The sequence below is a fragment of the Roseateles sp. genome (assembly GCF_039929605.1).
GTDB lineage: Bacteria > Pseudomonadota > Gammaproteobacteria > Burkholderiales > Burkholderiaceae_C > Pelomonas.
The window spans coordinates 1-5,580 of record NZ_JBDSQX010000200.1; the positions used below are offsets into that span (position 1 = coordinate 1).

The following is a 5,580-nucleotide window of genomic DNA, read 5'->3' on the forward strand; positions in this document are numbered from 1 at the left end:
GGCTCAGCCTAGGCGCAAAGCGGAGCTGGGCCGAGTGCCCAGCGAGCATTTGCAACGACGGATCAGCCCCCTTGAAGGCCCAACCCGAAGGGCCGGTGCGATTTGCGGGGCGATTCGGCGTTGCCGACTCGTTGTGGGGGCCCGCCCCACGCCTCGTCGGCGCCTAGCCTCGCCCCGCAACTCGCACCTGCGCGCACCCGACCCCAAGCCCGACAACCTCCTGGGTTCTGCGTGGCCAGCCAGGGGGTGAAGGTCTCGGCCCAGAAGCGGCCGAGTGCGGGGCCATAGGCACCCTGGTAGCGCAAATAGCCCATTCGCACAGGCGGGCGGTCGATGAGGCGGATGTTCACGGGGTCTCCTTCGTCACGGTGGTGGGAGAAGCCATGCTCGCCGCCCTGGCCGGCGCCGGCCTGATCCAGATTGCTGTCGACCTGATCGAGATTGCGCCACTGCGTGGGTGGCAGGCCGAAGCGCTGCTTGAACGCCCGCGTGAAGGCCTCCGCCGAGCCGTAGCCCACGCCGAGCGCGATGCTCAGCACGCTGGACGCCGGCTGGCCCCGCAGCCGCTGTGCGCCTTTCTCCAGGCGACGGCGCGCGAGGTAATCGCCCAGCGTCCGGCCCGTCCAGGCGAGGAAGAGGCGGTGGAAGTGGAACGGCGAGAAGTGCGCGACGGCGGCCAGCGCCTGCAGGTCCAGCGGCTGGTCCAGGTGCAGGTCGATATGGGCCTGCACCCGGTGCATGCGGGCCTCGTATTGGCGCCGGCTGGCGTTGGCCGTCATGGCCTCAGGCCCAGGCCTTCACCAGCAGGCGCATCGCTGCAGCCAGGTTGGCCGACAGATCGTCCGTCGAGGCCTTGGCGTCCGACTGCAGCGCCACCACCACCCACGGCGAGCGGCCCTCGGGCGGGAACACCAGCGCCACGTCGTTGACGGCACCGCGGTAGCCGGTGCCCGTCTTGTCGATGACGCGCCAGCTCGCATCCGGCACGCCAGCGCGCAGCCGCTTCAGCCCCGTCTGCGAGGCCTGCAGGTCGGCCCACAGCCGCGCCTGGTTGGGCCGCGTCAGGCCGTCGCCCAGCAGCAGGCGCTGCAGCGTCTTGGCAAAAGCGCGCGGCGTGCTGGTGTCGCGCGGGTCGCCGGGCGCGTTCTCGTTGAGCTCCAGCTCGAAGCGGTCCAGCCGCGTAACCTCGTCGCCCTGCTGGCGCAGCCACATCGTCAGGCCGGCGCGTGAGTCGCAGCAGTGGCGCAGCAGGATGTTGGCGCAGGGGTTGTCGCTCTCCACGACGATGCCTTGCACCAGCTCCGCCAGCGTGGCGTGGCCCTTGGGCAGCAGGCGGTCGAAGGCGGGCGAATGGGCCACGCGTTCGCTCCTGTGCAGCGGGACTTCGTCCTCCCAGCGCCAGCGCCCACCCTCCACGCCCTGGGCCACACGGGCGGCCAGCAGGATCTTGAAGGTCGACGCGGTCGAGAAGCGCTCGTCGGCGCGATGCGCCAGCGTGCGGCCGCTGCCGGTGTCGATGGCGAAGAAGCCCAGCCGCCCCTGCACGCTGCGTTCGAGCGCGGCGAAGTCGGGTGACTGAGTGCGGGTGGGGGCGGCGAGAGCCGTCAGCGGCGTCAGCACTGAGCCCGCAGCGAAGGTGAGGGGGAGGGTGAAAAACGGGCGGCGTTGCATGCCGCGCATTCTGTCGCGGCTCCGCCGCTGAGCCGTCTCCCTATTTCCGCACCCCTTGCGCGCGATTCGCCCCAGGCTGGTGCCGCCACCGGCGGTGCGCACCAGCCGCGCCCGTCCCGAAACTGACTACCCCGTCAGACTTGCGCAACACCCGCGACAGATGACGGGATTTCACGCTTTGCTGCGCCGCACAATCGCCGCCGGCCCTGCAGTTGGGGCCGCTTTTTTTTCTTTCTGGAGTCGTTGTCCGATGAACGCACCGCGTCTGAGCCTGCTGGCTCTCGCCCTGAGCACCGCCTTGCCCGCCCTGGCCCAAGAAGCCCCGGCCGCCAAGGACCGCAGCCAGCTCGAAACCGTCGTCATCACGGCCGAGCGCCGTGCCGAGAACATCAAGGACGTGCCCAACGCCGTCGCCAAGATCAGCGGCGAGAAGCTCGACGTGCTGGCCTCGGGCGGCCAGGACCTGCGCTTCCTGTCGGGCCGCGTGCCCAGTCTGAACATCGAGTCCAGCTTCGGCCGCGCCTTCCCGCGCTTTTACCTGCGCGGCTATGGCAACACCGACTTCCGCCTCAATGCCTCGCAGCCCGTCAGCGTCATCGTCGACGACGTGGTCCAGGAGAACCCCATCCTGAAGGGCTTCCCCATCTTCGACACGGCCGCCGTTGAAGTGGTCGCCGGCCCGCAGGGCACGCTGTTCGGCCGCAACACGCCGGCCGGCGTCGTCAAGTTCGACTCGGTCAAGCCCAGCCAGCGGCAGGACGGCTACGCCAGCGTCACGCTGGGCAACTACGGCACCGTCAACGTCGAGGGCGCGGCCAACCTGCCGCTGTCCGGCGACTGGTCCGCCCGCATCTCCGCGCAGAGCCAACGCCGCAGCGACTGGGTGGACAACACCGCCGCCGGCGCCGTCACGCCCAAGACCGAGGGCCACCGCGACACCGCCGTGCGCGCCCAGGTGCTGTACGAACCGCACAAGCAGTTCAGCGCGCTGGCCAACGTGCATGTGCGCGACCTGGAAGGCAGCCCCCGCCTGTTCCGCGCCAACGCCATCAAGCGCGGCACCAATGACCTGGCCGACGGCTTCCAGGACGACAAGGTCGCCTTCGGCGGCGTCAACGAGCAGACCCTCAAGCAGACCGGCGGCAGCCTGCGCCTGAAGTGGTCGCTGCCCGGCGTGAACCTCTACTCGATCACCGGTGGCGAGCACGTCAAGCCGCTGTCGCGCGGCGACATCGACGGTGGCGTCGCCGGCGCGCCCGGCATCCCCTTCCAGTCTGAAACCGGCAGCAGCATGGCCGGCCACGCCCAGTGGACGCAGGAAGTGCGCCTCGAGTCCAACACCGACGGCCCGATGAGCTGGCAGGCCGGCGTGTACGCCTTCGACGAGAAGTACACGATCGACAACATCACCTACAACGTCACCACCCACGTCGCCAACGACCACATCTACACCCACCAGACCAACAAGGCCTGGGCGGCGTTCGGTTCGGTCAACTACGCCGTCAGCCCCAGCCTGAAGCTGCGCGCCGGCCTGCGCTACACCAGCGACAAGAAGGACCTGTCCACCACCCACTCGGGCAGCGGCGCCTTCAACACGTCCACCGGCACCACCGCCGCGACCGACGACGGCAAGTGGAGCGGCGACCTGTCGGCCACCTTCAAGCTGGACGAGAGCACCAACCTCTACGCCCGCTTCGCCAACGGCTTCCGCGCCTCGTCCATGCAGAACGCATCGGCTTTCGCGGGCCAGTCGCAAGCCGGCGCGGAGAGCGTCAACTCGTATGAAGTGGGCTTCAAGAGCGAACTGCTCAAGCGCACGCTGCGCCTGTCCGGCTCGCTGTTCACGTACACCGTGAAGGACCTGCAGCTCACCGCCGTCGGCGGCAGCAGCAACGCCACCCGCCTGCTCAACGCCAAGAAGGCCACCGGCAACGGCGCCGAGCTGACCCTGGAAGCGCTGATCACGCCCGACGTCATGGTCACGTTCGGCGGCTCGCTGAACAACACCAAGATCAAGGACGCGGCACTCGGCGTGCCCCCGGGCGGCTCACTCAACACCGCACCGTTTGGCCAGCCTGCCGTCTTCCCCACCGTGCGAGACCCCATCGTCAACGGCAGCGCCCTGGTGGACGGCAACCCGCTGCCCAACGCGCCCAAGTGGACCTACAACCTCACCGCCCGCTGGAGCATCCCGCTGGCCAGCGGTGACGAGGTCTATGTCTACACCGACTGGGCCTACCGCTCCAAGGTCAACTTCTTCCTGTACGAGTCCACCGAGTTCACGGGAAAGAGCCTGACCGAAGGCGGCGTGCGCGTGGGTTACCTGTGGGGCAACGGCAAATACGAAGTGGCCGGTTTCGCGCGCAACGTGACCAACCAGGTCCGCGTGACGGGGGCCATCGACTTCAACAACCTGACGGGCTTCATCAACGACCCGCGCACGTACGGCGTGCAGTTCAAGGCGATGTTCTGAGCTGCGGCTGCGGACGCGCTAACGCCGCCTTCGGGCGGCATTTTTCATGGTCCGCCCGTGCCGCTAAGGTGCCGCCTTGGGCTTCAGCAAGCCGTTCACGTCCAGCCAGTGCAGGAACAACGGAAACCAGCCGTTGGCCGTATTGCCCGGGTAGCCGAGACCGAAGCCGTGGCCACCGTTCTGGAAGAGATGGAACTCGACCGGCCGACCGGCGTCGAACCAGGACTTGACGACGCCGAACTGGCCCTTGAACAGGAAGTCGTCGCTGGCGATGACGTTGAACATCGGCGGCGCGTCCTTGGGCACGTCGACCGGGCCCATGCCGCCATAGATCGGGGCGATGAAGGCGAGCTTCATGGTCTTGGAGTTCAGCGTGCTGTGCATCGTCAGACCGGCGCCGGCCGAGAAGCCCACCATGCCGATGCGGCCCGGGTCGACGCCCCACTCCTTGGCGTGCGACAGGATCAGCGCGTAGGCCGCTTCGGCGTCCGCCAGCTGATTGGACAGGTCCGGCACCAGCGAGCGCGGGTTGCCGTCGCCCGCGGCAGAGAACATGCGGTTCATCGAGTCGCGCAAGCCGTCGAGCGAATCCGGCGTCGGCTGCAGCCGGTACTTGAGCACGAAGGCGGCGATGCCCTGGTCGGCCAGCGCCTGCGCCACCTTCCAGCCCTCGTTGTTGATCGACAGCCAGCGAAAACCGCCGCCCGGCGCGACGAGGACGGCCGCGCCGTTGGCCTTGCCAGGCGCGGGCAGGAAGGGCGTCAGCGTGGCGCTCGTGACGTTGCGCACCATCGGCTCGCCCCATTGGCGGAACCAGCTCTCGGCGGCGGGCTGCTTGTCGACGCCGCCTGTGCCGAGCGGGATGGCGCGCGGCTCGGCGGGCGCCTGCAGCGGGTGGATGGTGCCGTCCTGCGCGAAGGCGGTGGTGGTGAAGGCCAGCAGCAGGGCCAGCAGAGTGGAGAGAAGTGATTGCATGGTCGTTGTCCAGCGAGTTGATGGGTCAGCGTGGCAGCAGTACCTGCCGCGCCAGCGAGAACGTTGCGTTTTCGACGGGCGCACCCGTGTCGGGCTGGCCGCCGCCCACGCTGAGGCGGTAGCTGCCCGGCATGACCTGGCGCACGCCGTCGCGGTCCACGAAGCTCAGGTCGCGCGCATCGAGCCGCAAGCTCAGCTCGCGCCGTTCACCTGCTTTGAGATGAAGGCGCTGAAAGCCGCGCAGCGCCAGGCGCGGGCCGCCCTCGAAGCGCGGCGGAGCGAGGTAGAGCTGCGCCACCTCGTCGCCATCGCGCGCGCTGGTGTTGGTGACCGCCGTGCGCACCACCAGGCTGGGCTCCTTGCCGTCGTCGTTCACTTCCACCTTGATGGGCTCGTAGCGGAAGCTCGAATAGCTCAGGCCATGGCCGAAGGGATAGACCACCGGCTTGCTGAAGAAGCGG

5 protein-coding genes are annotated in these 5,580 nt (G+C 68.7%); 1 reads left to right on the forward strand and 4 read right to left on the reverse strand.

The window, feature by feature from the left end; genetic code table 11:
• Positions 1–62: 62 nt before the first annotated feature.
• Positions 63–779, reverse strand: a complete 717-nt coding sequence (locus ABIS05_RS26950) for an AraC family transcriptional regulator (RefSeq protein WP_348012596.1) — start codon at positions 777–779, stop codon at positions 63–65.
• Between the two features lie 4 nt (positions 780–783).
• Positions 784–1,671, reverse strand: coding sequence for a class A beta-lactamase (gene bla, locus ABIS05_RS26955; RefSeq protein ID WP_348012597.1), 888 nt, complete (start codon positions 1,669–1,671; stop codon positions 784–786).
• 250 nt (positions 1,672–1,921) lie between these two features.
• Here bla and ABIS05_RS26960 point away from each other — a divergent pair, with 250 nt between their 5' ends.
• Positions 1,922–4,144, forward strand: coding sequence for a TonB-dependent receptor domain-containing protein (locus ABIS05_RS26960; RefSeq protein WP_348012598.1), 2,223 nt, complete (start codon positions 1,922–1,924; stop codon positions 4,142–4,144).
• Between the two features lie 63 nt (positions 4,145–4,207).
• On the opposite strand, the gene ABIS05_RS26965 is transcribed toward ABIS05_RS26960, so the two are convergent.
• A complete protein-coding gene (locus tag ABIS05_RS26965) occupies positions 4,208–5,119 on the reverse strand; it encodes an alpha/beta hydrolase (protein WP_348012599.1) in 912 nt (303 codons plus the stop codon).
• 25 nt (positions 5,120–5,144) lie between these two features.
• Positions 5,145–5,580, reverse strand: a 436-nt coding sequence (locus ABIS05_RS26970; protein ID WP_348012600.1) for a fibronectin type III-like domain-contianing protein, incomplete at its 5' end; no start/stop codon positions are given.